26 protein-coding genes are annotated in these 25,579 nt (G+C 70.4%); 17 read left to right on the top strand and 9 right to left on the bottom strand.

Annotation, left to right across the window (positions count from 1 at the left end):
- Positions 1-69: 69 nt before the first annotated feature.
- The 3 genes from ACIG5F_RS16725 to ACIG5F_RS16715 form a co-directional block, all read right to left on the bottom strand.
- A complete protein-coding gene (locus tag ACIG5F_RS16725) occupies positions 70-2,076 on the bottom strand; it encodes an NACHT domain-containing protein (protein WP_396518584.1) in 2,007 nt (668 codons plus the stop codon).
- Positions 2,077-2,185: 109 nt separating this feature from the next.
- A complete protein-coding gene (locus tag ACIG5F_RS16720; RefSeq protein ID WP_396518583.1) occupies positions 2,186-2,629 on the bottom strand; it encodes an RpiB/LacA/LacB family sugar-phosphate isomerase in 444 nt (147 codons plus the stop codon).
- A gap of 45 nt (positions 2,630-2,674) precedes the next feature.
- The gene (locus ACIG5F_RS16715) at positions 2,675-3,826 is read right to left on the bottom strand and encodes a methyltransferase domain-containing protein (RefSeq protein ID WP_396518582.1); all 1,152 of its coding nucleotides are present in this window, start codon (positions 3,824-3,826) and stop codon (positions 2,675-2,677) included.
- Between the two features lie 106 nt (positions 3,827-3,932).
- Between ACIG5F_RS16715 and ACIG5F_RS16710 the strand changes: the two genes are divergently transcribed.
- From ACIG5F_RS16710 to ACIG5F_RS16690, 5 genes are all read left to right on the top strand, one after another.
- Entirely contained in the window at positions 3,933-4,346 is a 414-nt protein-coding gene (locus tag ACIG5F_RS16710) for a helix-turn-helix domain-containing protein (RefSeq protein ID WP_396518581.1), read from the top strand.
- A 5-nt stretch (positions 4,347-4,351) separates the two neighbouring features.
- Complete coding sequence (locus ACIG5F_RS16705) at positions 4,352-4,978, top strand: hypothetical protein (RefSeq protein ID WP_396518580.1); 627 nt, start codon at positions 4,352-4,354, stop codon at positions 4,976-4,978.
- Between the two features lie 86 nt (positions 4,979-5,064).
- The gene (locus ACIG5F_RS16700) at positions 5,065-5,361 is read left to right on the top strand and encodes a DUF2516 family protein (RefSeq protein ID WP_396518579.1); all 297 of its coding nucleotides are present in this window, start codon (positions 5,065-5,067) and stop codon (positions 5,359-5,361) included.
- 131 nt (positions 5,362-5,492) lie between these two features.
- Complete coding sequence (locus ACIG5F_RS16695; protein ID WP_396518578.1) at positions 5,493-6,116, top strand: alpha/beta fold hydrolase; 624 nt, start codon at positions 5,493-5,495, stop codon at positions 6,114-6,116.
- Between the two features lie 9 nt (positions 6,117-6,125).
- Complete coding sequence (locus ACIG5F_RS16690; protein WP_396518577.1) at positions 6,126-6,677, top strand: YbaK/EbsC family protein; 552 nt, start codon at positions 6,126-6,128, stop codon at positions 6,675-6,677.
- Between the two features lie 187 nt (positions 6,678-6,864).
- Here the strand turns inward: ACIG5F_RS16690 and purU are convergent, their stop codons facing one another.
- The 3 genes from purU to ACIG5F_RS16675 all read right to left on the bottom strand — a co-directional run bounded on the left by purU (position 6,865) and on the right by ACIG5F_RS16675 (position 9,630).
- Complete coding sequence (purU, locus tag ACIG5F_RS16685; RefSeq protein ID WP_396518576.1) at positions 6,865-7,740, bottom strand: formyltetrahydrofolate deformylase; 876 nt, start codon at positions 7,738-7,740, stop codon at positions 6,865-6,867.
- Between the two features lie 547 nt (positions 7,741-8,287).
- A complete protein-coding gene (locus tag ACIG5F_RS16680; RefSeq protein ID WP_396518575.1) occupies positions 8,288-9,112 on the bottom strand; it encodes a class I SAM-dependent methyltransferase in 825 nt (274 codons plus the stop codon).
- A gap of 8 nt (positions 9,113-9,120) precedes the next feature.
- Positions 9,121-9,630: a DUF2505 domain-containing protein gene (locus tag ACIG5F_RS16675; RefSeq protein WP_396518574.1), complete on the bottom strand. Its 510-nt coding sequence runs from the start codon at positions 9,628-9,630 to the stop codon at positions 9,121-9,123.
- On the opposite strand from ACIG5F_RS16675, the gene ACIG5F_RS16670 reads away from it, so the two are divergent.
- Together ACIG5F_RS16670 and ACIG5F_RS16665 are read left to right on the top strand one after the other, a co-directional pair.
- Complete coding sequence (locus tag ACIG5F_RS16670; RefSeq protein WP_396518573.1) at positions 9,617-10,747, top strand: UDP-N-acetylmuramate dehydrogenase; 1,131 nt, start codon at positions 9,617-9,619, stop codon at positions 10,745-10,747. The two genes, ACIG5F_RS16675 and ACIG5F_RS16670, sit on opposite strands and share 14 nt — an antisense overlap.
- Before the next feature lie 39 nt (positions 10,748-10,786).
- Positions 10,787-11,863 (top strand): hypothetical protein, encoded by a 1,077-nt coding sequence (locus tag ACIG5F_RS16665; protein ID WP_396518572.1) that lies wholly within the window; start codon positions 10,787-10,789, stop codon positions 11,861-11,863.
- A 9-nt stretch (positions 11,864-11,872) separates the two neighbouring features.
- On the opposite strand, the gene ACIG5F_RS16660 is transcribed toward ACIG5F_RS16665, so the two are convergent.
- Complete coding sequence (locus tag ACIG5F_RS16660) at positions 11,873-12,625, bottom strand: SDR family NAD(P)-dependent oxidoreductase (protein WP_396518571.1); 753 nt, start codon at positions 12,623-12,625, stop codon at positions 11,873-11,875.
- A 126-nt stretch (positions 12,626-12,751) separates the two neighbouring features.
- Here ACIG5F_RS16660 and ACIG5F_RS16655 point away from each other — a divergent pair, with 126 nt between their 5' ends.
- The 7 genes from ACIG5F_RS16655 (at position 12,752) to ACIG5F_RS16625 (ending at position 20,463) form a co-directional block, all read left to right on the top strand.
- Positions 12,752-13,939 (top strand): Ig-like domain-containing protein, encoded by a 1,188-nt coding sequence (locus ACIG5F_RS16655; RefSeq protein ID WP_396518570.1) that lies wholly within the window; start codon positions 12,752-12,754, stop codon positions 13,937-13,939.
- 389 nt (positions 13,940-14,328) lie between these two features.
- Positions 14,329-15,264 (top strand): alpha/beta fold hydrolase, encoded by a 936-nt coding sequence (locus ACIG5F_RS16650; protein ID WP_396518569.1) that lies wholly within the window; start codon positions 14,329-14,331, stop codon positions 15,262-15,264.
- A gap of 1 nt (position 15,265) precedes the next feature.
- Entirely contained in the window at positions 15,266-16,552 is a 1,287-nt protein-coding gene (mshA, locus tag ACIG5F_RS16645; RefSeq protein ID WP_396518568.1) for a D-inositol-3-phosphate glycosyltransferase, read from the top strand.
- Positions 16,553-16,560: 8 nt separating this feature from the next.
- On the top strand, positions 16,561-17,076 hold the full coding sequence (locus ACIG5F_RS16640; protein ID WP_116172822.1) for a YbjN domain-containing protein: 516 nt from the start codon (positions 16,561-16,563) through the stop codon (positions 17,074-17,076).
- 208 nt (positions 17,077-17,284) lie between these two features.
- Positions 17,285-18,049, top strand: coding sequence for a DUF4349 domain-containing protein (locus ACIG5F_RS16635; protein WP_396518567.1), 765 nt, complete (start codon positions 17,285-17,287; stop codon positions 18,047-18,049).
- 396 nt (positions 18,050-18,445) lie between these two features.
- Positions 18,446-20,017 carry an AMP-binding protein gene (locus ACIG5F_RS16630; RefSeq protein ID WP_396518566.1) on the top strand — a complete coding sequence of 524 codons (1,572 nt, stop codon included), beginning with the start codon at positions 18,446-18,448 and terminating at the stop codon, positions 20,015-20,017.
- 245 nt (positions 20,018-20,262) lie between these two features.
- Complete coding sequence (locus tag ACIG5F_RS16625; protein ID WP_396518565.1) at positions 20,263-20,463, top strand: hypothetical protein; 201 nt, start codon at positions 20,263-20,265, stop codon at positions 20,461-20,463.
- Here ACIG5F_RS16625 and ACIG5F_RS16620 read toward each other — a convergent pair.
- Positions 20,460-21,617 (bottom strand): hypothetical protein, encoded by a 1,158-nt coding sequence (locus tag ACIG5F_RS16620; protein ID WP_396518564.1) that lies wholly within the window; start codon positions 21,615-21,617, stop codon positions 20,460-20,462. The two genes, ACIG5F_RS16625 and ACIG5F_RS16620, sit on opposite strands and share 4 nt — an antisense overlap.
- Before the next feature lie 73 nt (positions 21,618-21,690).
- Between ACIG5F_RS16620 and ACIG5F_RS16615 the strand changes: the two genes are divergently transcribed.
- On the top strand, positions 21,691-22,428 hold the full coding sequence (locus ACIG5F_RS16615) for a phosphoglyceromutase (RefSeq protein ID WP_396518563.1): 738 nt from the start codon (positions 21,691-21,693) through the stop codon (positions 22,426-22,428).
- Between the two features lie 49 nt (positions 22,429-22,477).
- Here ACIG5F_RS16615 and ACIG5F_RS16610 read toward each other — a convergent pair whose 3' ends face one another.
- A complete protein-coding gene (locus ACIG5F_RS16610; RefSeq protein WP_396518562.1) occupies positions 22,478-23,122 on the bottom strand; it encodes a DNA-binding response regulator in 645 nt (214 codons plus the stop codon).
- A gap of 77 nt (positions 23,123-23,199) precedes the next feature.
- On the opposite strand from ACIG5F_RS16610, the gene ACIG5F_RS16605 reads away from it, so the two are divergent.
- On the top strand, positions 23,200-24,069 hold the full coding sequence (locus ACIG5F_RS16605) for an oxidoreductase (protein WP_396518561.1): 870 nt from the start codon (positions 23,200-23,202) through the stop codon (positions 24,067-24,069).
- A 203-nt stretch (positions 24,070-24,272) separates the two neighbouring features.
- The gene (locus ACIG5F_RS16600; protein ID WP_396518560.1) at positions 24,273-25,541 is read left to right on the top strand and encodes a sensor histidine kinase; all 1,269 of its coding nucleotides are present in this window, start codon (positions 24,273-24,275) and stop codon (positions 25,539-25,541) included.
- Positions 25,542-25,579: the final 38 nt, after the last annotated feature.

Raw genomic sequence — 25,579 nt, 5'->3', positions numbered from 1 at the left:
TCCAGCAGTGCACAAGCGGTGCAGCAATGCGTGAGCATTGGAGCAGTGCGCAAACAATGCACTTTGCGTTCAGCGAAGTGCATTGTTGCGGCTCTGCTCGAGCGCGGAATCCTTGGCGAGGTGATCCTGGATTCGAGCGTGGCGGAACTGGTAGCGAGCGCCGACCTGGCGCAGGACGCCCAGCTTGTGGGCGTCCTCCAGGAACTCCAGCAGCCGGTACGGCAGTCGGCCGCGCATCGCCAGCCACGCCCGCGCCACGGTGAACCACCACCAGTTGCGAGACATCACCGCGAGCACGAACCCGAGCAGTGCGCCGGCGCTGAAGCCGAGCCACACCATTCCGGTACGGCCGGCGCCGAACAGCAGCGCCGCGGCGGAACCGACGCCGACGCCGAACACGAGGCAGACCAGACCGACCAGCGCGCGATCCCGGGACATCGTCGCCTCCGGACTCGGCGGCCGGCTCAGCTCCACCGGGCTGCCGAGCGAGAACCGCAGCGCCGTCGCGATCGCCACGCTGAGCCCGGAGATCAGACCCGGGTCCGCGCCGAACATCGCGCCGAACACCAGGCCGACGGCGGTGCCGCTGACCAGGCTCACCACCAGCATGCTCCGGGCCGCGCCGAACCGGACCGAGGCCGAGGCATTGCGCCCCTTGGATGTCGCGTTCACCAAGGTCCCGACGCTGACCAGGCAGCCGGCGCTGGCCCCGGTCCACGAGGCGACGTCCAGCACCGTCAACTTGTTCACCAGCGCGACCATCATGCCGACGCTCAGGGCCGTGAGCAGTCCCAGCGAGACGGCGCCGAGCACGGTCAGCCAGTAGCGGTGCACCAGCCGACGGAGCTCCCACCACGGGAGTTCACGTTGCTGCATCCGTGCGGCGAGGAACTCCAGCCACATCTTCGCCTGCTCCGGCCGCCAGTGATCGGACGTCATCGGCAGGTGCTCGGCGTCCTCCTCCGGGAACAGCGACGGCACCAGTTCGTCGAGCAGGAACTCCTCGATCGTCGCGCGGTCGGGGAAGCGGTTGGGGTCGAGCAGTTCCGTGGGGTTGGTGGCAACCTCCGCGTACTTGGTCCTGGTGAGCCACACCATCAGCGGACTGCCCAGGGCCGCGGCCAACGGGCCGTTCGGGTCGTGCCGGAGTTGGAGCAGCAGCGGTTCCCAGCGGGACGCCGCGACCCGGCTCGAACTGCCGCGCAGCACCTCGGCGAGCGCTTCCTCGGCGACGGACTCCAACTCGACGACGTGGGCGTTGCGCAGGGGGCCGGTCTTCGCCACGGTCGAGGTGTACGCGCGCCGTCGGGACGTCAGCACCACTGGTGTGGCCGGCGGCATAGCGCGGTCGATGCCTTGCAGTGCCGAGATCCTCAGGTTGGCGGGGACCTCGTCGAAGGCGTCCAGGATCGGCAGGATGCGGCGCTGCTCGATGAGCAGGTCGGCGGCGTAGCTGCCGTACAGCTCGATGTTGCGCAGCGCCGGGTAGTCGTCGCGCAACCGCTGGGTCATCCAGGTGCGCAGGTCGACTCGCGGGTTCCACGCGCCCAACGGCAGCACGAGCGGCAGCGGGTCGTTCGGCGCGGCGTCCTCGAGCAGACCGAGCGCGAGCAGCGTCGCGAACGAGCTCTTGCCCGAGCCCGCCGGACCGAGCACCACCAGCCGCCGGCTCGGTAGACGCCGGTACCACGGAACGAGCTCGTCGATCGAGCCGCTCAACGACGCCGGCTGGCACTTCGGGTCGGCGAGCTCGGACGCCGCCGCCGACCACGTCACGTTCAGCTGGCACGGCCGCAGCAGCTCCCGCAGCTCCGCCTCGACCCGGAGCTGGCTGATGGTCGCGGTGGCGAGCGCGCGGGTGGCGGTCGCGAGCTGGTCGGTCGTGCTCGGCGCGGTCGCGCCGGAATGCCGCAGCCACGGGTCGAGCAGTCCGATCAACACGATGAACAGCACCACCACCGCGCCCAGCCAGGTGGTCGGGTTCACGCCGTCCTGCGTCCACACCAGGCCGACCGTCGCCAGCAGGGCGATCAGCACACAGGCGACGACGACGGCACGCTGCCGGTAGATGGACACGACAGCATCATGACCGACCTGCCGTTACCCCGTGTCCGGATCTGGTGGCGCGTCGTCACCTCTCATGCTGAATTGTTAGGCACTCACGGTGATTTCGGCCCTCGTGTGATCAGCTCCGCCCGATCTCCGCGACGTGGTCGATGCTGGCCAGGTCGTCCTCGTCGTCGGTGACGTCGGCGGCGAACCACGCGTCGAGAATCTCGTCGAGCAGCGGCAGCGAAGTCGTGCGCAGGCTCAGCGCCAGCACGTTGGCGTCGTTCCAGCGGCGGGCGCCCTGCGCTGTGTACGAGTCGGTGCACAGCGCCGCGCGCACGCCGGCGACTTTGTTCGCGGCGATCGACGCGCCGGTGCCGGTCCAGCAGCACACCACGCCCTGATCAGCGCGGCCCTCGGCCACGTCGCGGGCCGCCGCCTCGCTGGCGCGGGCCCAGTCGTTGGACTCGTCGTCGTTGAGCGCGCCGTGCACGAGCACCTCGTGGCCACGCTTGCGCAGTTCCTCGGCGATGTCGGCGCCGATCCCGTCGAGCATGTCCGCGGAAACCGAGATCTTCACCGGGCACACGCTACTCACCCCGCCACACGCCGGGAACGTGTCCCGCTAGTCCAACGGCCACCGGTGCGGAGAGTCGGGACGGTCCAGCCAGAACTCCTGCCCCTCCGGGCCGACGGTCAACCCGAAGCGCTCGCGCGGCGGCTGGTCGAGAGCGCGCCACTGTTCGTGCGCTGCTTCCGCAATGCTCCAAAGTTCACGCGGTCCTCCTTCGCGCACGCTGTGCCGCGAGTAGCACGCCCACGAGCCGTCGGGATGCGCCAGCCAGGTGTCGCCGTGCGCGCCCGACCATGCGATGACGTGCGGCAGCATCAGTCCGGCGAAGAACTCGAACTGTTCGGCGGACCGCAACAGCCGGGTCGCCGTCAGGTCGGTCGGCCGTTGCGGCGCTTGGGCACCGCGCACCCGGTCGACGAGATCGTTCACGTTCGGGCCGCGATGCGCGCGCAGTGGCATGAAGCGACCGTCCTCGGCGAGCACCCGGCCGGTGGCGTGGCGTTCGCCGTCCGGCACGAGTTTGATCAGCCCGGCGCCGATCTGCCGGTTGAGCGTTGTCACGATGTGCCCGCCGGGCGCCGTCTGTTCCACCCACGCCAGCGGAATCGTCGACACCGAGCAGGTGCCCAGAACCCGGTCGTAGGGGGCGTTGGCCGGGTAGCCGCGCGCGCCGTCGGCGGCCGCGCAGGTCGGGTGGAATCCGCATGCCGCAAGGTGTTTCGCCGCGCGGGCGGCAATCGCCGGGTCGACGTCGATGGTCGTGACGCGGTGCTCGCCGAGCCGGTGGCACATCAGCGCGGCGTTGTAGCCGGTGCCGGCGCCGATCTCCAGCACGCTGTCGCCGGTGCGGACGTCCAGCGCGTCCAGCATGATCGCCATGATCGCCGGCATGCTGGACGAGCAGGTCGGGGTGCCGACGACAGGGCCGGCCCGAGCGGATTCCCGCCGCGACTCGTCGCCGTCGAGCTGGGTGACCGCGACCCGATTGCGGTAGACGGTCCGCAGCCATTCCGGGTCGTCCTCGGTGATCAGCGTCCACCTGCCGTTGGTCAGCTGCTCGAACAGCCAGGGCAGGAACGCGTGTCGCGGCACGTCCTCGAACGCGGCGCGCCAGCCGGGATCGAGCGGCAGACCGTCGTCGACCAGCTGGTCCACCAGGCGGCCGCGAAGCCTGCGCGCCTCGCGTTCGAGGTCGGCACGCACAGGTCGACACGGTAGTCGGGTGTGACAGCAAGCACGCGGCAACTGCAAGCACTGCGCTTGCAGTAGCTAGCACTCGGGCGTAGCGTTGGTCGTGCAGGGAGGCGGGATGGACAAGAAGAGCAGCGTCGACCAGGCCGTGGAAGCGGTCGCCGACCTGGGACGGGACATCGGCGACTACATCCGCGAGCAACGCAACAACGCACAGATCTCGTTGCGCCAGTTGGCCAAGCTCGCCGGCGTGTCCAACCCCTACCTGAGCCAGATCGAACGGGGCCTGCGCAAGCCCAGCGCGGAGATCCTGCAACAGATCGCCAAGGGGCTGCGGATCTCGGCCGAGGCACTGTACGTGCAGGCCGGAATCCTTGAGCAGCGCGTCGGCGGCGCGGTGGTGGACGCCGTGCTCGCCGATGCCGAGCTCACCGAGCGGCAGAAGCAGGTGCTGCTCGACGTCTACGAGACCTTCCGGCGGGAGAACGCCAGCAGGCGAGCCGCCGACGTAACCGAGGACACCGAGGAGTGATCCAGATGCCGACCCTTCCCACTACCGAGGACGTCCGCAAGGCGGGCGAGCAGGTTTCCGCCGCCCTCACCGCCGTCCTGGAGCAGGCCAAGACGCCGCTGCTGGCCGCGCTCGGCGCCGGCGACCTCGCCGGCAAGGCGCTGACCGAGGCCCTGGCCAAGGCCCGCACCCAGGTCAACGAGCGCGCCGAGGCCGCCCGCACCGCCGCTGACGACCTGTCGGGCCTGCGCGAGAAGCTGGACCCGTCCGAGCTGCGCAAGCTGGTGGAGACCTACACGACCGCCGCCTCGAACCTGTACACCTACCTGGCCGAGCACGGCGAGGAGACGCTGGAGAAGCTGCGCGAGCAGCCGCAGGTCAAGATCGTGCTGGACCAGGTCGGCGACCTGCAGAACCGCGCCGACGACGTGCTGGGCCAGATCGCCCGCCGCACCCGCTCGGTCGGCGAGAAGGCCGCCGAGGACGTGGAGCAGGCGGCCGAGGACATCGCCGAGGCCGTGGTCGAGGCCGGTGGCGACGTCGCCGCCGAGACCCGCAGCGTGACCCGCAAGGCCGCCAACAAGGTGTCCGCGCCGCGCAAGCCCGCCGCCGAGAAGGCCGAGAAGCCGGCCGACGAGACGCCCGAGGCCTGATTCGACACCGTAGCCGGGCACGTCCGACCGGGCGTGACCCGGCTACGTCATTCCCGAGGATCCCCTCCGGGACGTAGGGTGGCAGCGTGACGCACGGGCTCGACTTCTGGATCCTGTTCGCGATCTGGTGCGCAGGCATGCCGGTCGGCGCCTTCGCATTCCTGCATGCGCTGGTCCAGCGCGCGGACGCCTACACGGCAGCGGATCGCATGACCAAGCTCGCCTGGTCGCTGATCACCGGCGGCGGCCTGGCTGCGCTTTACCTGTTCCAGCCGCAGGGCAGCACCTTCATCCTGTGGATGGCGGCGCTGGTCGCGGTGCTGGTCTACATCGTGGACGTGCGGCCGAAGCTGAACGAGGTCCAGCGCGGCAACCGGTGGTGACCGGCTCGCTGCCTAGCGGCCTGCGCTGGCAGGGCTACGGCAGTGGGACCCCGGTCACACTCGTGGCGCCCGGTCTGGGTGCCACTCCCGGCGAGGCCCGCATCCCGGCGTCAGGTTTGTCCGGTACGAGGGTGGTTGTCACGTTTCCCTCGCACGGCGAGGCGGCGGATGCGCCGGCCGGCTACTGGACGTATCCCACCATCAGCGCCGACCTGGAGCGTGTCGCCGACGAGGTCGGCGCCCGCCGAGCGGTGGGTGTGTCGATGGGCGCCGGCGGTCTCACCGCGTTGTTGACACGGCGACCTGACCGCTTCGACCGCATCGCCCTGCTGCTGCCAGCGGCCCTCGACAAGCCGAGGGCGACGCCGGCGATGTGGGCGTTCGAGCAGCTCGCCGACGCCGTGGAGGCCGGCGACGTGGACGGCTTGCGTGAACTCGTCGCCGCCGAGATGCCCGCCGGCTTTGGCGTGGGGGAGCACATTTCGAGCAGAGCTGACGCATTGCTCCGGCTCGGCGGCGCCCTGCGAACCCTCCCGGAGCAGACGCCGACGAATGATGCGGCATTGCTCCATCGCGTCAGCGCTGCGGCATTGGTCATCGGCGCCGTCGGCGATCCGATGCATCCCGAGCAGGTCGCCCGCGATGTCGCGGCGGCGCTGCCGAACGGCCGGCTGGAACTCATCGACTCGCCCGCGCCGCTGATCACGCACCGTCGCGAGGTGCGGTCGCTGCTCGCCGACTTCCTCGCTGACTAATGTGACGCCATGACGCAGTGGAGCATTGCCGGCACATTGCTCGTGGAGCCCGTCCTTGCTCGACCGGAGCTGCTCGCCGAGCCGGTACTGGCCGCGGTCCGGGCGATGGACGCCGCCGACGTCGAGCGCGTCGGCGTTACGGAAATCGATCCGGAGCTGGCCGACACTGCGGCGTTCTGCGAGCACTACGGCGCGTCCCTGGCGGCGTCGGCCAACTGCGTGGTCGTCGCCGGCAAACGGGCCGGGGAGCTCCGGTACGCCGCCTGCATGATCTTGGCGACGACGCGGGCCGACGTGAACGGCGTGGTCAAGCGCCGTCTCGACGTGCGCAAGGCATCGTTCGCGCCGATGGACGACGCCGTCGGTCTGACCGGCATGCAGTACGGCGGGATCACGCCGATCGGGCTGCCCTCCGACTGGCCACTGCTGGTGGACACCCGTGTGGCGGCCGCGCCGGAACTGATCATCGGTAGCGGCATCCGCGGCGGCAAGCTGCTCGTCCCGGGCGACCTGCTGGCCAAGCTCGCCGGCGCCGAGGTGATCGAGGATCTGGCCGGTTGACCCGGCGCTGCTCCTGATCAAGGGTCCGGCCGGCTGACGCGGCGTCCACCCCGGTCGGGGCCAGGCTGACCGACTCGGTGACGCTCCTGGTCGAGGGCGTGGCCGCCTGGTCCAGCGCCGCTTCTGATTGAAGGCGTGGCCGAGTGGTCCACGCCGTCCCCTGGTTCGGAGGGCTGATCGGTGCCGCTCAGAACACGACCGTGCGGTTGCCATGCACGAGGACCCGGTCCTCCAGATGCCAGCGCAGCCCGCGGGCCAGCACCACCTTCTCGATGTCCCGGCCCTTGCGGACCATGTCCCGGTCCGAGTCGCTGTGACTGACCCTGATCACGTCCTGCTCGATGATCGGCCCCGCGTCCAGCTCCGCGGTCACGTAGTGGCAGGTCGCGCCGACCAGCTTCACGCCGCGGGTGTGGGCCTGGTGGTAAGGCTTCGCGCCGACGAACGACGGCAGGAAGCTGTGGTGGATGTTCACCGCGCGGCCGGCCCAGGCCATGCACAGCTCGTGCGGCAGGACCTGCATGAACCGGGCCAGCACGATGGCGTGCGGCTGGTGGGTGTCGACCAGTTGGCGCAGCTGCGCGAACGCGCCGGCCTTGCTCTCCGGGTCGCCGACCGGGAAGGGCACGTGGTGGAACGGGATGCCGTGGGCCTCGGTGATGCCGGCGAGGTCCCGGTGGTTGCCGATCACCGAGGTGATGTTGACGTCCAGCTCGCCGGAGGCCACCCGGCCGAGCAGGTCGTACAGGCAGTGGCCCTCCTTCGACACCAGGACCACGGCCCGCTTGCGCTCGCCGGTGTCGGTGACCCGCCAGTCGACCCGCGGCCCTAGCTCGCGCGCCACCCCGGCGAACCGGGCACTGAGCTCCCGCACGTCGAACGGCATCGAGGAGGCCAGCACCTCCTGCCTGGTGAAGAACCAGTTCGTGCTCGGGTCCGTGTGGTAGGCGGCTTCCACGATCCAGCCGCCGAACTCGGCCAGGAAACCGGCGATCTTGGCGACGATGCCGGTGCGGTCGGGGCAGCCGAGGCTGATCACGTAGCGGCGTTCGGTGGAGGACACAACCGTTGATTCTGGCAGAGACCACGGGGAAACGACGGCGGCCGGAAATCGACGGGTCGATGGTGGCGACAACACTGGTCGTCGGTGACGACGGCGATGCCCGGCCGGTCCCGAACCGACAGGCACACGGCGTCGGCGGCACCGGCGACCGCGGCACGGGCTCGGTGCCCAGAGGCACTCAGCCCAGGTCATCGGCGTGCACATTGCTCAACGGTGTGTGCCTTGCTGGACGGTGTGTGCGTTACTCGACTGCGTGCGCTCTGCTGAAGGGCGTGCGCATTGCTCGACCGCTTGCGCTCTGCTCATCGGCGCGCGCCTTGCTCAACGGTGTGTGCCTTGCTGAACCGCGTGTGCCTTGCTCAAGCGCGTGCGCATTGCTCGACGGCGTGCGCACTGCTCGAGTGCGTGCGTTGCTGATCGGCGCGCGCCTTGCTCGGCCGTGTGTGCATTGCTCGTGTGCCAACGCGGTGGTCCAAAGATGCGTCCCCCCGCGATCGGCGACATCCGTCCATGCACTCGAGGAGGGCTCGAACGAGGGCGTCGCGCGCTAGCCCATCTCGGCCGGGGCCACCGCTGACCAGGGGAACGTGATCTCGCCGAGCCGCCAACGCCGCCGGCCGTCGAGCACCGGCCAGCCACGCTCGGCCATCAGTCGGCAGGTCTCGACCCAGCGAGCGCGCGGTCCGAAGGGCGCGTACGGAGCGGCGGTCGCCCAGTTGTCGTCCAGGGCGGTGAGCAGCTCGTACACCCGCTCACCGGGCACGTTGCGGTGGATCAAGGACTTGGGCAGCCGCTCGGCGACGTCCGAGGGGGTCGTGATGTCCGAGGGCTTGCACGCGATCGTGAACGTCAGCGGCCCGGTCTCGTCGAGCAGCACCCAGCAGCACCGGCGGCCGATCTCGTCGCAGGTGCCCTCGACGAGCAGCCCACCGGGCGCGAGCCGGCCGCGAAGGCCGTCCCACGCCTGGAGCGCGTCCGCCTCCGAGTACTGCCGCAGCACGTTGAACGCGCGCACCAGCACCGGACGGAGGCCGGCGAGCTCGAAGCCGCCGCGCCGAAACGTGAGCAGCGGCGGATCGGCGGCGTACTCGGCCGCCGCGACCCGCTCCGGATCCAGTTCGAGGCCGACCATCCGCAGGTCGGGGCGCACGACCCGGAGCCGTGCCGCCATCTCGACGGTCGTCACCGGCGTTGCTCCGTAGCCGAGGTCCACGAGCAATGCGTCAGCATTGCTGGAGAGCGCGCGCCGAACAGCAGCGCTGCCGACCATCCAGCGGTCGACGCGGCGCAGCCGGTTCGGGTTGGTCGTGCCGCGGGTCGGCAGCCCCAGCGCGCGGGCGCGGCCGGCCGCCAGCCGTGGTTGCTTGGCCATCTGACCGGTCAGCCCTCGTGCTCGGCCAGCCACTCCGTGATGTGCTCGAACTCCCGTGAGAGCAGCTTCACGATCTGGCCGGAGACGACCTCCTCGACCTTGCCGCCGACGAACGGGATGTTGACCGCCACCTCGCCGCGCATCAGCATCGTGCTGCCGCCGGCCGGCTCGTCGGACAGCCGCATCGCGCCCTTGATGTGACCCGGAACACCCGGGATGCCGGCCTGCACGCGGCCGAGCCAGCCACCGTCGCCGTTGCGGTCCCACTCCTCTGTGCGCTCGATCACGAGATCGCCCTTGAGGAAGGCGCGGACCGCCGAGGGCAGCTCGGTCGCCGGCACCCCGTGCCGCAGTCGCAGGTTCACCTTCTCCCCGTCGACCCGGTGCTCGAGCAGGGTGGCGTTGGTGCCGCCGAGCTTGCTCAAGCGGTCGCGCAGGTAGGTCGGATCCACCAGGGCAGCGTGGACCTGATCCGCGGCCCAACGGGTAGTCGCCTGGTGCTCAATGCGGCGTGCCATGTCGCGGAGGCTACCGTTGACGTCCGTGACCACCCCCCTGTCCAGCACCGAAGTGCGCACGTCCGTCCCGCTGCGCGGGCACACGACGCTGCGTCTGGGCGGTCCGGCTGCCCGTTTCCTGCCGGCCACCAGCGCATCCGACGTCGTCGACGCGGTGCGGGCCGCCGATCAGGCCGGCGAGCCGCTGCTGCTGCTCGGCGGCGGGTCCAACCTGGTCATCGCGGACGAGGGCTTCGACGGCCTGGTGGTGCGGGTCGCGACCGAGGGACGGTCGTTCGACCGGCTCGCCGACGGTCGGGTGGAGCTGACCATCGAGGCCGGCGAGGACTGGGACCGGACGGTCGCGTTCTCCGTCGAGCAGGGGCTGGGCGGCCTGGAGTGCCTGTCCGGCATTCCCGGTCAGGTCGGCGCGACGCCGGTGCAGAACGTCGGCGCGTACGGCGTGGAAATCGCCGACCTGCTGACCTCGGTCGACCTGCTCGACCGCCGCAGCGGCCGGGTGCACCAGGTGCAGGCCGAGGACCTCGGGCTGACCTACCGGTCGAGCATGCTCAAGGGGACCGACTCCGCGGTGGTGCTGCGGGCACGGTTCGGACTGCAGGACGGCGGCCAGTCCGCGCCGATCCGGTACGCGGAACTGGCTCGCCTGCTCGGTGTCGAGCTCGGCGCCCGGGTGCCGGTCGCGGCGGCTCGCGAGGGCGTGCTCGAACTGCGTCGCGGCAAGGGCATGGTGCTGGACGTCGACGACCACGACACGTGGAGCGCTGGTTCGTTCTTCACCAACCCGATCGTCGATGACGAACAGTTGCCGGGCGTGCTGGCCAAGGTCGCCGAGCGGGTCGGCGCGGACGCGACGGTGCCTCAGTACCCGGGCGGTCCGGGGCGGACCAAGTTGTCGGCGGCGTGGCTGATCGAGCGTGCCGGGTTCGGCCGGGGCTACCAGGCCGCCGACGGGCGGGTTTCGCTGTCCGGCAAGCACACGCTCGCGCTGACCAACCGAGGCGAGGCGACCACCGCGGACCTGTTGGAACTGGCCCGTGAGGTGCGGGACGGCGTGCTGACGGCGTTCGGCGTGCGGCTCGTCGCGGAACCGGTGATGGTCGGCTGCCGGCTCTGACCTGGAACAACCCGTTCGGCCGCAGCTGAACGAGTGACAATGAGTCATCTGACACTCACCCCGCGTGTTTTCATGAGTTGTAGGGCAATACGCGCGGAGGAGGTCGCCATGACCAGCGCGGACGAGTTGGTGCGGTCCGGGATCCGGCCGGTCAAGCGGCGTGTCGAGGTCGATCTGCTGTCCCGTCGCGGTGTTGTCGGCGTCGACATCGGTGAGAAGGTGACCGCCGGCCGGCGCACCGGACAGGTCGGGATCGTCGTGTACGTCCGGCAGAAGCACCCCGTCGGCCGGGTGCGGCCGGCGGACCTGGTGCCGTCGGAGATCGAGGGCATCGCCACGGACGTCGTCGCCGATGACGTTGTGCTGCACCGGGCTCTATTGGCCCGGGACGCGGAGTTCCCGCCGGCGCGCGGTGCTGAGCGACATCGCGACGTGCTTGGTGGCATCAGCATGGGCCCGTGGCGCACGGTGTTGCTCGCGCCGCCGGACGCGCCACGTCCCGGCGAGTACGCGATTGTCGGCACCCTGGGCGCCCTGGTCACCGATCGGACCGGCAACGGCCAGGTGATGGGGTTGACCACTTTTCACGCCGCGTGCGTCGACGACGCGTGGTCGGTCGGTGACGAGATGGTGCATCCGTCCCGTGTGGACAGTGGAGTTGGTCCGGATGATGTGGTCGGCGCCCTGTGTCGCGCGGCGCTGTCCGGTTCCGTCGATGGCGCCGCGGTGTTGTTGACGCCAAGGCGTTTACATCGACCATCCATTGTGGACATAGGAGCGGTGACCGGCGCCGCGGCCGCCAGGCGGGGAACCGTTGTGCGCAAACGCGGTCGTACCAGCGGGTTGACGACCGGGCGCGTCACGTCCGTCGACACCACAGTGCTGATGGACTACCGCGACGGCCTCGGCGTGCGCGTGCTGCGGGACCAGTTGCGTATCGAAGCCGTCGGCGGCGGGCTGATGGGCGACTACGGCGATTCCGGATCCGCCGTAGTCGATCCCGACAACCAGGTGATCGGCCTCTACGTGGCCGGCAATCCCTCGGGCACGGTCGCTTTCGCCAGTCCCATCGGCAAAGTGCTCGACGAGCTGGACGTCGACCTGATCACCGACTAGGCCGGTGCGTCAGTCGCGGTGGGCCCGCGTCGCCGAGGCCTGCGCCCGCGGCTTCATGACGATCTGGTCGAGGTTGACGTGCCACGGCCGGGTCACCGCGAAGGCGATGACGTCGGCGACGTCATCGGCCACCAACGGCTTCAGGCCCTGGTAGACGTTCGCCGCGCGCTCGGCGTCGCCCTCGAAGCGGACGACCGAGAACTCCGTCTCGACCATGCCCGGCAGTACCTCGGTGAACCGGACGGGCTGGCCCAGCTCCTCGGTGCGCAGGGTGCGGTGCAGCGCCGACTGCGCGTGCTTGGCCGAGGTGTAGCCGGCTCCGCCGTCGTAGAGCTCCTGCGCCGCGATCGACGTGACTGTCACCACGTGACCGTTGCCGGAGGCGATCAGCTTGGGCAGCAACGCCTTCGTCAGCCGCAGCGTGCCCAGCACGTTGGTCTCCCACATGCGGCGCCAGTTGTCCTCGTCCGCCGCGTCGACGCGCTCCAGGCCGAACGCTCCGCCCGCGTTGTTCACCAGGACGTTGGCCTCGGCGATGGCGTCGGTGAACGCTGCCACGGACTCGGCGTCGGTCACGTCCAGGGCGAGCGGCGTGCCGTCGATCTCGGCGGCGATCGCCTTGATCCGGTCGAACCGGCGTGCGCCGAGCACGACGTGGAAACCCTCGGTAGCGAGGCGGCGGGCGGTGGCCTCGCCGATGCCGGAGCTCGCGCCGGTGACGACGGCGATGGGGGACTGACTGATGGGGGCCTGGGTGCTCACGGCCCGATCCTCTCGCCTGTCCGCGCCCGGCCGCCACTGTTGGTCGGTGAGCAAGGTCACAGGCTTTGGCTGTTACCTCCTCACCGGGTTGGACGTCGTCAAGTAGAGGAGCAACGTCAGGAGGCGATGGTGGCAACGGGGACCCGCTTGAAGGCGGGGTTGGTGATCACGGCGGCGCTGGTGCTCGCCGGGTGTTCGGGCGGCGGCCTGACGCCCATCGGCGGCACTACGACGTCCGCCAAACCAGCGGCTCCCGCCGCCAAGCTGACCGGTGCCCCGATCAACGGCACCAAGGACGTGACCGTCAACATGCCGGTGACCCTCACCGCCGACGGCGGCACCATCAAGGACGTCGCCCTGGTGGACGGGACCGGCAAGCCCGTCGCCGGCAAGCCGGGGGCGGACGGCAAGACGTGGAGCAGCACCGGCCAGTTGGACTTCGGGCAGACGTACACCTACGACGCCAAGGCGCTCAACGCCGACGGCAAGGCCACCGACCTGCACGGCAGCTTCAGCACCGTCCCGCCGGGCACACTCGTCCGCGGCATGCTCAACATCGACGACGGCGGCGAGGTCGGTGTGGCCGCGCCGATCGTCCTCCAGTTCAGCGGGCACATCGATGAGAAGGCCCGGGCCGCGGTGGAAAAGGCGCTGTCCGTGCAGTCGGATCCGCCCAACACCGGTTCGTGGGGCTGGCTGCCCGACAGCGACCAGGGCTCGCGGATCCACTACCGGACGAAGGACTACTGGACGCCCGGCAGCAAGGTCAACGTGATCGCCAACCTGTACGGGGTGCCCTACGGCGGCACCGCCTACGGCAAGGCCAACTTGACGCTCGCGTTCACCATCGGCCGGTCGCAGATCGTCCGGGCCGACGTGAACACGCACAAGATGACCGTGCTGCGGGACGGCAAGGTGGTCGCCACCTACGACGCCAGCATGGGGTCCGGGGCCAGCCAGGACCGGGTGACCCGCTCGGGCACGCACGTGGTGACCGAGAAGTGGCAGGACAAGGACATGTCCAACCCGCCGTACTACGAGCACGCCCACGAGCGTTGGGCGGTGCGGATCTCCAACAACGGCGAGTTCATCCACGCCAACCCCAACACGGTCGGCGACCAGGGCAACAGCAACGTCACCCACGGCTGTATCAACCTGTCGACCGCGGACGCCCAGGCCTACTTCGGCACCGCCATGTACGGAGACCCGGTCGAGGTCACCGGCTCCGACGTGGCCCTGTCCTCCGCCGACGGCGACCTCTACGACTGGGCGATGGGCTGGGACCAGTGGCAGGCCCTCTCCGCACTGCACTGACCGTCGTCGACGGCGGCACCACTGTTTGACAGTCTTGGCCCGCATGTAAAGCGCCGACGCTGCCGGAGAGCTGTCGCCTTGCTTGACAGCATCGACCGTCGTGTAAAGCGGGAGCGCTGTTGGAGTGCGTCCGCATCGCTCGAATGCTGCCGCGCTGCTGGAGAGTCGCCGCATTGCTCGACTGCCGCAGCGCTGGTTGATCGCCACCGCGCTGCTGGAATGACGCCGCGTCGTTGCAATGCGGCGCTCTTCTGCAGTGCTGCGGCGTTGCTCGAATGCTGCTGCGTTGTTGGAGCGCCGGTGCGGTACGGGAGCGGTGTCGGGCTCGAGCAGAGTAGCGGCGGTGCTCGAATGCGGTAGCGGTGCAGGAGTGCTGAGGCGTTGTTCTGGTGTGGGGGTCGTGGCTGTTGGGGAACGCGCTGGTGGGGGGACTGGTCACTGGTGGCGGGAAGAGGCGCGGCCGGTGGGATGTTGACGACGTTGTGAGGGTGACGGCTGCGGACGGGACCGAGCTCGCCTGCCACGTGTCGGGACCGGAGGATGCGCCACCTGTGGCGCTGGTCCACGGCTGGGCGGCAGCGGCGAGTAGCTGGGGCGATGTCGGCGCCGGGCGGTTGCGAACGATTGCAGTCGACTTGAGGGGACATGGCGACTCCGGCCGGTCGGCCGAGGGGCACCGCTCCGGTCGGCCGGTGGGCGGTTACCGCGATTCGGAAACCTGGGCGGGGGACGTCGCGGCGGTGCTCGAGAGTGTCGGCGCACCGGTGGTGCTGGTGGGCTGGTCGTATGGCGGGCTGGTCATCACCGACTACCTGCGTCATTACGGGACTGCCGGGGTCGCCGGCATCGTGTTGGTCGGGGCGATCACGGAGATCGGACGCGGCCACCCGGGAGGGCGGGTTGGGCCGGCCATGCGGGCGGCCGTGCCGGCGGCGTTGTCGGAGGACGCGGACGTCGCCGTTCCGGCGTTGCTGGAGCTGACGAGGAGGATGACCGCCACGCCGATGGAGGGCGCAATGCTGCAATGCGCGCTCGCTGCTCCATTGCGTGTGCCGCCGAGCGTGCGGTCGGCGATGTTCCAGCGCGACGTCGACAGTGCCGAGGTGCTGCGCTCGATCGACGTGCCGACGCTGCTGGTCCACGGCACCGCCGACGCGGTGGTGGATCCGCGGGCCACCGAGTACGCCGCCGGCCTCATCGCCGGCGCCGAGGTGCGCTGGTACGAGGGCATCGGGCATATGCCCTTCCAGGAACGTGTCGAGGATTTCACCGTCGACCTGGTCACTTTCGCGCAGTCCGTGGCAACGACGAAGGCAGGATCCTGACGTGACCCCAGAGCGAGCACCGCGCAGGGTGGCAGTCCTCTCCGTGCACACGTCGCCGCTGGAGCAGCCGGGAACCGGCGACGCCGGCGGCATGAACGTCTACATCGCCCAGACGGCCAAGCGCATGGCCGACCGGGGCATCGCGGTCGAGGTGTTCACCCGGGCGACGTCCTCGGACCTGCCGCCGGTCGCCGAGCTGGCGCCGGGGGTCACCGTCCGGCACATCGGCGCCGGCCCCTTCGAGGGCCTGGCCAAGGACGAGTTGCCGGGCCAGCTCTGTGCGTTCACGGCGGGCGTGCTGCGGGCCGAGGCCCACCACGAGCCCGGCTACTACGACGTGGTCCACTCCCACTACTGGCTGTCCGGCCAGGTCGGCTGGCTGGCGCGGGAGCGCTGGGGCGTGCCGCTGGTGCACACGGCGCACACCCTGGCCAAGGTCAAGAATGCGGCGCTCGCGGAGGGCGACACCCCGGAGCCGCGGATGCGGGTCATCGGCGAGGAACAGGTGGTCGCCGAGGCGGACCGGCTGGTGGCCAACACCGATGTCGAGGCGGCCGAGCTGGTCTCTCTCTACGACGCCGACCCGACGAAGATCCTCACCGTCCCGCCGGGCGTCGACCTCGGCCGGTTCACACCCGGTAGCCAGGCCGCCGCCCGGGAGGCGCTGGGCCTGCCGCTCGACGCGGTGGTGCTGACCTTCGTCGGCCGGATTCAGCCGCTCAAGGCGCCGGACGTGCTGCTCCGCGCGGCCGCCGAGCTCCTGGTCGAGCACCCGGAGCTGCGCTCGAAGCTGGTGGTGGTCGTGGTCGGCGGCCCGTCCGGATCGGGCCTGGAGCAGCCCAAGGCGCTCCAGGAACTGGCGGTCGAGCTGGGCATTCTCGACGTCGTGCTGTTCATGCCGCCGCAGCGGGGCGAGGCGCTGGCGCGGGTGTACCGGGCGGCGGACGTGGTGGTGGTGCCGAGCCACAACGAGTCGTTCGGCCTGGTGGCGCTGGAGGCTCAGGCCTGCGGGACGCCGGTGGTGGCGGCAGCGGTCGGCGGGCTGCCGATCGCGGTGGTCGACAACGTGACCGGCCGGTTGGTGGGGGACCACAACCCGGCGAACTGGGCGCGCGTGCTCGGGGACGTGGCGCTGCATCCGTCGTTACGTGAGGAGCTCGCGCGCAATGCGGTCGGCCATGCTCGACGGTTCTCGTGGGACCGGACGACCGACGCCCTCCTGGACGGGTACGCCAATGCGTGGCGTGATTTCCTGTCGGAGGTGCGACGACGGGAGGTGACGGTGTGACCGCCACGCTGGACGAGCTGGATGGCCTGATCGCCGGGACGCTGCGGGACAACGAGATCTCCTACGACCGCCGCGGGCCGGGGCGCTACTTCCTGTCGTTGCCGGGCACGAAGAAGCTGCAGACCAACTGCTGGCTGATCGTCACCGAGCACGCGCTGCTGGTCGAGGCGTTCGTCTGCCGAAAGCCGGACGAGGCCTTCGAGGAGGTCTACCGCTTTCTGCTGCGGCGCAACGCCCGGCTCTACGGCGTGCACTACACCCTGGACGACCGCGGCGACATCTACCTCGTCGGCCGCATCGGCCTGCACGCCGTGACCCCGGACGAGCTGGACCGGCTGCTCGGGCAGGTGCTCGAGGCGGCGGACGGCGACTTCAACCCGCTGCTGGAGATCGGCTTCGCCGGCGCTATCCGCCGCGAGTGGGACTGGCGGGTCTCGCGGGGCGAGTCGCTGGCCAATCTCAGCGCCTTCCAGCATCTCGTCGGCTCTGCGGGCGATCGGCCGGCTGTCGCCGACGAGTCCTGATCGTGACGTTCTGACCGCAACGCCCGTCGCGTCCCCTCCCGTCCTTCGGACGAATCCGAGATGGGGAGGCGCGGGGATGACACGCTCACGCACACGAACAACGCTGACGCTCATCACCATTGCGTGCGCATTGCTCGCGGGGTGCTCCGCTGGTGCGAACAGCTCGTCCACGTCGGCGGTCGCGCCCGGTGCGCAGGGCAACGGCGTTGTGCCAGGGGCGGCGGGCGGCGCGAACGGGGCGGACCTGGGCAAGACGCCGCAGGTCAGCGGGGCCCCGGCGAACGGGCAGTCCGCGTCGACGCCCGCGGCCAACGGTCGGCAGATCGTGCGCACGGCGACGGTCAACCTCAAGGCAGCCGACGTTCCCGATGCGGTGACGAAAATCAGGAAGGCGGCGACCGACGTCGGCGGCTACTCCAGTGACGAGAACGCCGGCGACGACCATGGCGCGCTCACGCTGAAGGTGCCGGCCGACAAGCTGGAGCCGGTCCTCGACAAGATCGGCTCATACGGTCGGGTCGCATCGAGGGTCGAGCACGCCGAGGACGTCACCGACGAGATGGTCGACGTGACCAGCCGGCTGGCCACGCAGCGGGCCAGCGTCGACCGGGTGCGGGCGCTGATGGACAAGGCGTCGTCACTGGGCGAAGTCACCCAGATCGAGAGCGAGCTGACCAAGCGCGAGGCCGATCTCGAATCGCTCGAACAGCGCCACGACGCCCTGGCCGCTCAGATCGCGATGTCCACGATCACGGTCGACGTGAGCAAGACCGACGCCCCGCCGCCTCCGCAGGAGGAGCAGGCGAGCTTCCTCAGCGCCCTCGGCGCGGGCTGGCGGGCGCTGGTCGCCACGATCAACGGCATCGGGGTGGGCCTGGGCGCCGTGTTGCCGTTTGCGCTGGTCATCGGCATTCCGGCGGCTGCGGTGTATGTGCTGATCCGGCGGCGAAAGGCCCGACCGGAGACGCCCTGAGAGCGAACCGTGGGACGGTCCCGGGTCGAAGGGGAGTCGAGGCCCCGGGCCGTCCCACGTCGATTCGCCCGCCGCGGCGGTGGTCCTGGGCGAGGGGGTGCCGCAGGGGGCCGTAGCGGGACCGGCGGTTCGACGGGGGGACGAACCGCACTTGACTCGCCGGATCGGGGAGTGTGTGAGAGCCGATCCGGTGGGCGATGACAACTTCGCAGACCGATAATGCCCACCACAAGTAGATTCGATACTCCATAAGAGTGAATCACGATGGGGTGTCGTAACGACGGTCCTTGCCGGGACAACATCACGGTCGACTCGCGTGTGGGCTCGCTCGCCGGCGGTGTGGCGTGGCATCGTCCACTGGGTCGCAGGTACCGAAGCGAGCAAGGCAGGGTCGCCATGGTGTTTCGCAGTTCCTTCCCCGACGTCGACATCCCCGCGCTGCCGGCGCACGAGCTGATCTTCCGGGGACTGGCCGAGAAGGCGGACCGACCCGCCCTGATCGACGGCATCAGCGGCCTGACCATCACCTACGGCGAGTTCGCGGCCGCCGTCGACCGCCTCGCGGCGGCGCTGGCCGAGCGCGGCGTCGTCAAGGGCGACGTGATCGGCATCTTCGCCCCCAACACGCCCGCGTACGCCATCACCCTGCACGGCGTGCTCCGCGCCGGCGCGGTCGCCACCACCGCCAACGCCCTCTACACCGCCGAGGAAGTCGCGAGCCAGCTGACCGACGCCGGCGCGAAGATGCTGTTCACGGTGTCGGCGTTCCTCGACCGCGCGACCGCTGCGGCAAAGCTCGCGGGCATCTCGGACGTGTTCGTGTTCGACAAGGCCGACGGCCACACCAGCCTCTCCGACCTGCTGGCCAGCACCGCCCCGGCGCCGGAGATCGAGTTCGACACGGCCGAGGACCTGGCCGTGCTGCCGTACTCCTCGGGCACCACCGGGCGGGCCAAGGGCGTCATGCTCACGCACCGCGCGCTGGTGGCGAACATCGTGCAGACCGACTCGATGATGGACAGCGCGAACCTCAACCGCGTGCTGGCGGTGCTGCCGTTCTTCCACATCTACGGGATGCAGGTCACCCTCAACCACGCGCTGGCCCTGGGCGCGACCGTGGTCACCATGCCCAAGTTCGACCTGCCCGAGTTCCTGCGGATCATCGCCGAGCACCGCACCGACCGGGTCTACATCGCGCCGCCGATCGCCGTCGCGCTGGCCAAGCACCCGATCGTCGACTCCTACGACCTGTCCGCGCTGAAGGTGTTGTTCTCCGGGGCCGCGCCGCTGGACGAGGAGCTGGCCGAGGCCGTGCACAAGCGGCTGGGCTGCAAGGTCAAGCAGGGCTACGGCATGACCGAGATGAGCCCGGTCAGCCACACCATTCCCGACCATCGCGACGACATCGCCATCGGCACCGTCGGCCTGATCGTGCCGAACATGGAGAACAAGATCGTCGACCTCGCCACCGGCGAGGAGCTCGGCGTCGGCGAGCGCGGCGAGCTGTGGTGCAAGGGCCCCAACATGATGAAGGGCTACCTGAACAACCCCGAGGCCACCGCCGCCACCCTCGACGAGGACGGCTTCCTGCACACCGGCGACGTCGCCGTGATCGACGAGGACGGCGTGGTCAGCATCGTCGACCGGGTCAAGGAGCTGATCAAGTACAAGGGCTACCAGGTGCCGCCGGCCGAGCTGGAGGCGCTGCTGCTCACCCACCCGCGGATCGCCGACGCCGCCGTCATCGGCGTGCACGACGCCGAGGGCGAGGAGGTCCCGAAGGCGTTCGTCGTCCGCCAGGCCGGCGCCGACGACGTCACCGCGGACGACGTGATGACCTTCGTCGCCGAGCGGGTCGCCCCGCACAAGAAGGTCCGCGTGGTGGAATTCCTCGACGCGATCCCGAAATCCGCCTCCGGCAAGATCCTGCGCAAGGACCTGAGGGCCCGGGAGGCCGCCGCCAAGTAGCAGACCGACGCGCAGAACGGCCCCCGGCGCCATGCCGGGGGCCGTTCTGCGCGCGGACCGAGTCGCGCTGCCGACCCGGAGAAAGAGGACTGCCCCGGACCAGGGGGGTGGGTGCCGGGGCAGTCGGTGCACGCCTCCGTCAAGGGGGGAGAGACGGGGCGTACGCCACCAAGGGTACGACGTTCACCGGATCGGCGCGCGGTTGCCGGTATCGCTGCTGATCAACACGTTGTACGGTGCCGTGCATGGGCGGCGACGAGGACGAAGAGGAGCTGCCGGACTACCGCGAACCGCGCACGGTGTGCCACCTCTGTGGCGGCGTGGGCGAGATCGCGCACCCGGTGCTCGGAGTCCTCGGCGGCGTGCCGCGAACGGTGAACGCCGGCCGGGTCTGTTACCTGTGCGAGGGCGACTCGGCGCTGCCGGGGTTGTGCCCGCCCCTTTAGAAGACGTCGGCGGAGAACAGCCGGGGCGCGTGCTCGGGGATGGCGGAGCCGATCTTGGTCGGCTGACCGCTGCCCAGGTCCAGGGCCTGCAACTGGGTGGTCACGGGCTGGTGGATGCTGATCGGGTGGCTGTGCCGCAGCAGGTAGAGCCGCCCGGAGTGCCGCACGGAATAGGCGAGCCCGGCGACGGACGGCAGCGTGACGTCGAGCAGCGAGTAGGTCCGCCGGGCGCCGGAGGACAGGTCGACGGTGATCACCTGGGTCGGCACGGACGGCGAGGGCGCCGAGATGCCGAAGGCGAAGGAGCGGCCGCCGGGCGACAGGGCGCCGCCCGCGAGGCTGAGGCCGTCGAACCAGCCGTCGGGCAGCAGGGTGAACTGACCGCACTTGAGCAGCCAGTAGCCGGCGAAGGTGTGCACCAGGGCGACGCCGTCGGCGCTGAGCTGCATCCCGTCGGCGATGCTGCCGTCGGGGGCCTGCAACGGCGAGAACTGGCCGCCGCGAACAGCGGAGACGATGGTGCCGGACTCGGTCACGGAGTAGAGCCGGTCATCGCCGTAGGCCAGGGGGAACCCGATGTCGGAGGCGCCGAACCGCAGGGCACCCTCGTACTGGAGCGCCGGCAGGGAGCCGAGGCCGCCGAGGGCGGCGGGATAGGTGGCCAGGACGTGCGGCCGGGTGAAGGGCAACGCCGGGTAACCGCGGAGCACGAAGCCGACGCCGTCGACCTGCTCCATGGTGATGATCTCGGCGCCGGACGGGCTGAGGTCGACGGGCACCTCGGCGTGGTGCACGGTCAGCCGCAGCGGAGCCACCCAGGACGCCTCGGCCGCGCCGATGCCGAGGGTGAGAGTCCTTGTCCCGTCGGCATTGTCGACGTCCAGGTCGATCCCGTCGAACAGGAACCGGGAGCCGGCCCGGGAAGCGCCGCTGACCATGGTCGCCGTGCTGACCGCGGTCCCGAAGCGCAAGGTGCGGGGCACTCGGTTGTCCTCGACGGCGACGCTGCCGTCGGCGCCGTAGACACGGAGCGTGGTGCCGCCGACCTCGTAGTGCTCGGCGGTGCCGAGCACGTGTTCGTCGGCCACGGGAGTGCCCTGCGCGACGCCCGCACCCACCAGCAGCAGCGCCGCGACAACCGGCACAAGCCTCATGATTCCCCCGTCTCCCCGGATGTCCGAGGTGACCGTAGCGGATCATCGACAGGCGTCTGGCAGGCTTGCCGGCATGAGCCTTGTCCTGCTGCGTCACGGTGAGAGCGTCTGGAACGCCGAGAACCTGTTCACCGGTTGGGTGGACGTCCCCCTGTCCGAGAAGGGGCTCGCGGAGGCGAACAGGGGCGGTGAGCTGCTGAAGGACGCCGGCCTGCTGCCGGACGTGCTGCACACCTCGCTGCTGCGCCGCGCGATCTCCACCGCCAACATCGCGCTGGACGCCGCCGACCGGCACTGGATCCCGGTCCGCCGCGACTGGCGTCTCAACGAGCGCCACTACGGCGCGCTCCAGGGCAAGAACAAGAAGCAGACCCTGGAGCAGTACGGCGAGGAGCAGTTCATGCTCTGGCGCCGCTCGTACGACACCCCGCCGCCGGAGATCGAGCTGGGCAGCGAGTTCAGCCAGGACTCCGACCCGCGCTACGCCGACCTCGGCCCGACCGCGCCGCGCACGGAGTGCCTCAAGGACGTCGTCACCCGGCTGCTGCCGTACTGGGAGTCGGCGATCGTGCCGGACCTCAAGGCCGGCAAGACCGTGCTGGTCGCCGCGCACGGCAACTCGCTGCGCGCCCTGGTCAAGCACCTGGACGGCGTCTCGGACGAGGCGATCGCCAAGCTGAACATCCCGACCGGCATCCCGCTGCGCTACGACCTGGACGAGAACCTGAAGCCGATCACGCCCGGCGGCACCTACCTCGACCCGAACGCGGCCGCGGACGCCATCCAGGCCGTGGCCAACCAGGGACGCTGATCACCAAAGCTGATCGACACGGGCCGCCAACGGCGTCGGCCCCAACGCCCTACCGCACCCCCAGGTCACGGGCTCGCAGCCCGGCCTGGAACCGGGATTCGGCCGCCAGCAGCTCCATCAGCTCGGCCACCCGCCGCCGGTAGGTCCGCAGCGACAGGCCGAGCTTGCGCGCCGCGGCCTCGTCGGTCAGCCCGCTGCCCAGCATCCGCGCCACCTCGCGGTTGCGCTCGTCCAGCGACGGTCCGTCGAACTCCAGGAGATCGGTCGCGGCGTCCCAGCTGACCTCGAACAGCATGGCCAGCCCGGCCACGACGTCCGGCGCCTGCACGACCGTGTAGCTGCGCACGCCGTCGACCGGCGGACCGGCGGTGATCGCGGTCTTCCGGTCGATGATGATCGTCTCGGTCGGCAGCGGCGTGTGGCACAGCCGCACCCCGAGACCGAGCTCGGCCAGCGCGGTCAGCCGCCTGGCCGTCGCCGGGTCGTCGAGGATGCCGGCGTTGTAGACCTTGCGCACGCGCACGCCGGCCTCGATCCGGGCCCGCATCCGCTCGGCCATGCCCTCGGCCGCCTCGACGGCGGCCCAGGTCACGATGTCCGACGCGGCGCAGGTGAACTCGCGTTGCGGCACGAACAGGTGCAGCGCCCGGGCGCGAAGCTCACGCTCACCGCGAAGGACGACGACTTGCTCCACGGCGCAAAGTCTCCGCCATCGTGGACACTTCTGGCCAACCATGGGCGTTCGCCCGGCGCGAAGACGAGGCTGGGGTCATGACATCGAACATCTCCGCGGCGAAGTCGGGGCACTGGGACTTCGGCGGCCGCCAGGTGGCGCGCCTCGGCTACGGCACCATGCAGCTCACCGGCCCGGGGGTGATGGGTCCGCCGAAGGACCGCGCCGCGGCGGTCGCCGTGCTGCGCCGCGCCGTCGAGCTGGGCGTCAACCACATCGACACCAGCGACTACTACGGCCCGTACGTGGCCAACGAGATCCTCCGCGAGGCGCTGCACCCGTACGCCGACGACCTGGTGCTGGTCACCAAGGTCGGCGCGCGGCGCACTCCGGACGGCGGCTGGCCGGAGGCGCTGAGCCCGGACGAGCTGCGCGAGGCCGTGCACGACAACCTCACCCGGCTGGGGGTCGAGCAGATCGGCGTGGTCAACCTCCGCATGCCGGGCTTCGCCGCCCCGGAGGACCGCTCGGTCGAGGAGCCGTTCACCGTGCTGGCCGAGCTCCGCGAGCAGGGCCTGATCGGACAGCTCGGTGTGAGTAATGTCACAGCGGACATGCTCGACGAAGCGCAGAAGATCGCGCCCGTCGTCTGCGTACAGAACCTCTACAACATCGTCCACCGGGAGGACGAGGCGTTGGTCCGCATCTGCGCCGAGCAGGACATCGCCTACGTGCCGTTCTTCCCGCTCGGCGGCTTCGAGCTGGTGGACGACCCGCGCATCAAGGCGATCGCCGACCAGCACAACGCCACCGTGCCGCAGGTCGCGCTGGCCTGGCTGCTCCAGCGCTCGCCCAACCTGCTGGCCATCCCCGGCACGTCGTCGGTCGCGCACCTCGAGGAGAACGTCGCCGGAGCATCGCTGCGGCTTTCCTCGGAGGATGTCGCCGCCCTCGACGCCATCGCCTGACGTTCGTCCCCCGCCGGTGACCTCGTTGTCACATGCGCTCCGCACATCGCCACCCGTGGAGCGCATGTGGCACTCCAAGGACACGACTGGGTGAACGGGAGCTGACGCGGCGTGGAACAGTGCCCGGTGGAGGTGTCACCGGTGTCACGGTTGCCGGTCGAGGGGTAGGCCGGCAGGCCCCTGACCTGCTTACGATGCGTGGCGTGACCGCATCGGGCTATCTCGCCCTGTCGATCGGCCTACTGGTGATCGGCTTGCTGGTTGGTTCCCTGATCGGCCGGGCCACGGCCAGACGGGCCGCGTCGCAGCCGGTTGTCCTCACCGTTTCCGATCTCGTCCAGCGCGTGGTGCACTCCTCGCACAACGGCGTCGTCGTGCTCAACCACTTCGGCGACGTGGTGCTGCACAACCCGCGCGCCGCCGCCCTCGGCGTGGTGCGGGGCACGCAGGTCGACGACCGCGCGCGCAAGGCCGCCGAGCTGGTCGCCGCCTCCGGCGAGGTGATGGAGGTCGACCTCTCGCCGCTCCAGTCGCGCGGCGGCCGCCAGCCCGAGGCCGTGCGCGGCGAGGTGCGGCCGCTCGGCGACGGCTTCACCGTGGTCGACGCCAACGACGAGTCCGAGGCCGTCCGGCTGGAGGCGATCCGCCGCGACTTCGTGGCCAACGTCAGCCACGAGCTCAAGACCCCGGTCGGCGCGCTCGCGCTGCTGGCCGAGGCCGTCCTGGACGCCGCCGACGACCAGGTCGAGGTGCGCCGGTTCAGCAGCAAGATCCTGCACGAGGCGACCCGGCTGGGCCGGCTGGTCACCGAGCTGATCGCGCTGTCCCGGCTCCAGGGGGCCGAGCAGCTGCCGGAGATGACCCCGCTGGCCGTGGACGAGGTGGTGCGCGAGGCGCTGGGCCGCAGCCGGCTGGCCGCCGAGTCCGCCGGCATCGAGATCACCGTGGACGACACCAGCGACCTGGTCGTCGACGGCGACCGGACGCTGCTGGTCACGGCCCTGAGCAACCTGCTGGACAACGCCATCGCCTACTCGCAGCCGGGCAGCCCGGTGTCGGTCAGCCGCCGCACCGAGGACGGCTTCGTGGAGATCGCGGTGACCGACCGCGGCATGGGCATCGCCCCCGACCAGCAGCACCGCGTGTTCGAGCGGTTCTACCGGGCCGACCCGGCGCGCTCGCGCATGACCGGCGGCACCGGCCTGGGGCTGGCCATCGTCAAGCATGTCGCCGCCAACCACGGCGGCGAGGTGACGCTGTGGAGTCAGCCCGGCACCGGGTCGACCTTCACCCTGCGGATTCCGGCCCACGGCGCGCCCGCGCCGCGGTCGGGTGACGAACCGGAAGGGACGCGGCCCGAGGCCGTGACCGACAGGAACAACGGGCATGTCCCGACCGGAGACACCAGACTCGTCCCGACCGGGGCGGATGGTGCGGATGCCGTTGACGGCGATCATGGAGGAAAACTGTGACCGAGTTCGCGAGGGCGTCATTGGGCGCGGAGACCCGG

The organism is Kutzneria sp. NPDC052558 (genome assembly GCF_044547355.1).
In the GTDB taxonomy this organism is placed as follows: Bacteria; Actinomycetota; Actinomycetes; order Mycobacteriales; family Pseudonocardiaceae; genus Kutzneria.
Note: the sequence above shows the minus strand (reverse complement) of the source record. Positions and strands in the feature narration are given on the sequence as shown.

Coding starts and splice junctions, on each gene's coding strand:
- ACIG5F_RS16625 (WP_396518565.1), top strand. CDS start 20,263: ATGGGCGGCGACGAGGACGAAGAGGAGCTGCCGGACTACCGCGAACCG.
- ACIG5F_RS16680 (WP_396518575.1), bottom strand. CDS start 9,112: ATGGCCAAGCAACCACGGCTGGCGGCCGGCCGCGCCCGCGCGCTGGGG.
- ACIG5F_RS16690 (WP_396518577.1), top strand. CDS start 6,126: ATGACGCAGTGGAGCATTGCCGGCACATTGCTCGTGGAGCCCGTCCTT.
- ACIG5F_RS16615 (WP_396518563.1), top strand. CDS start 21,691: ATGAGCCTTGTCCTGCTGCGTCACGGTGAGAGCGTCTGGAACGCCGAG.
- ACIG5F_RS16605 (WP_396518561.1), top strand. CDS start 23,200: ATGACATCGAACATCTCCGCGGCGAAGTCGGGGCACTGGGACTTCGGC.
- ACIG5F_RS16705 (WP_396518580.1), top strand. CDS start 4,352: ATGCCGACCCTTCCCACTACCGAGGACGTCCGCAAGGCGGGCGAGCAG.
- ACIG5F_RS16710 (WP_396518581.1), top strand. CDS start 3,933: ATGGACAAGAAGAGCAGCGTCGACCAGGCCGTGGAAGCGGTCGCCGAC.
- ACIG5F_RS16620 (WP_396518564.1), bottom strand. CDS start 21,617: ATGAGGCTTGTGCCGGTTGTCGCGGCGCTGCTGCTGGTGGGTGCGGGC.
- ACIG5F_RS16630 (WP_396518566.1), top strand. CDS start 18,446: ATGGTGTTTCGCAGTTCCTTCCCCGACGTCGACATCCCCGCGCTGCCG.
- ACIG5F_RS16675 (WP_396518574.1), bottom strand. CDS start 9,630: ATGGCACGCCGCATTGAGCACCAGGCGACTACCCGTTGGGCCGCGGAT.
- ACIG5F_RS16665 (WP_396518572.1), top strand. CDS start 10,787: ATGAGTCATCTGACACTCACCCCGCGTGTTTTCATGAGTTGTAGGGCA.
- ACIG5F_RS16670 (WP_396518573.1), top strand. CDS start 9,617: ATGCGGCGTGCCATGTCGCGGAGGCTACCGTTGACGTCCGTGACCACC.
- ACIG5F_RS16655 (WP_396518570.1), top strand. CDS start 12,752: ATGGTGGCAACGGGGACCCGCTTGAAGGCGGGGTTGGTGATCACGGCG.